General features: G+C 44.9%; 1 protein-coding gene. It reads right to left on the reverse strand.

Going from position 1 to position 1,315, the window contains the following annotated elements; genetic code table 11:
* Nucleotides 1-1,208: ISNCY family transposase (locus tag FTV08_RS16050; protein ID WP_180087656.1), on the reverse strand; the 1,208-nt coding region annotated here is incomplete at its 3' end.
* Nucleotides 1,209-1,315 lie beyond the last annotated feature (107 nt).

Below are 1,315 nucleotides of genomic sequence, written 5' to 3' on the forward strand. Positions count from 1 at the left end.
TCTTCATGCTGTTGTTGGATATGATTCAGAACAGCACCCAACCGTTTATTCTCAACAATCTCTCGCTGATTCAGCTGACTTAATTTATCGAAGAGGCTGTAATTGATCTTTCGGCCATCATGCATGAGGGCTACAGTACCATCCGGGTATTCCAGGAACTCAAGATACTTACCGATCAACCTTTGATTTTCTTCGGTGTTTTCCAGGAGATATACGCATTTATCATAAGTAATCGTCAGGCTATTCGTGACTCTGCGGGGTTCACGCCAAGTAAAAATATCATCTAATTCTTCGGCTGTTTCAGTGATAGGCCGATGTAGATCCTTAGGATTAAAAGCCATCTTGGCGAACTTCTGATTGAACTGCTCAATGAAGCAGGGTAGCCAGGCATTAGCTTGCTCAATCGAGCTGATACCTTCCAGACGCATCTCCTTGATCAGACGGTCCTGAAGGGTTCTGTTGGCACGTTCCACACGGCCTTTGGCCTGTGGTGAATTGGCGAAGATGATATCGATATTCAGGGTACTGAGTACGCGTCCAAACTGGGTAATCTTGGTGTCTTTCTTGCTGCTTTGATTCACCCTGAAGACTGAATGTTTGTCGCTGTAAAATGCCAACGGCTTACCATGCTGCTCAACATACAAGCGTGTTGAAATCATATAATCAAAGGCTGATTCTGATTCACAGAAGCGTAAATGCTGCAATTTTCCTGTAGCATCATCGATAAACACCAGCAGACAGCATTTAGCAGCGCGTCCTTCAAACCAGTCATGATATGAGCCATCAATTTGGATCAGTTCACCAAAGCAATCCCGGTTGTAACGAGGCTGATACGGGCGTTTCAGGCGCTTGGATCGAGGAATCCATAAGTCAGCTGCAATCATCCAGGAACGCAGGGTTTCTACTGAAAGATCGAATCCATGTACGGTGGTGAGCTTTTCATGCGCTAAAGTGGGTCCGAAACCATGGAGTTGGTCAGAAACAATATTGAGGCACTTGAGTCTGAGTTCTTCAGGAAGTTTGGAATTGCTGATTTGGCCACGACCGGCATGGGCTAATGCAGCGGGACCTTGAGCTTTGTATTTCTGCAGTAAGCGTCTGATCTGACGTTCTGAAATATGAAGTAGCTGAGCAGCCTGGGATTGAGTTATGCGTTGATCGCAGATTTCCTGCACGACCGACAATCGTTTAAGTTCTTTATCCGACATAGACACCAACATATCAAACCGTCCGCTAACGAAATTGCAAAAGTGCATATTCTAAAAGCGGACATTTTTACTTTGGAGAAACCGGACATTTCTATTTTGGAGTTACA

The sequence above is a fragment of the Acinetobacter sp. YH12226 genome, assembly GCF_013417805.1.
GTDB lineage: Bacteria > Pseudomonadota > Gammaproteobacteria > Pseudomonadales > Moraxellaceae > Acinetobacter.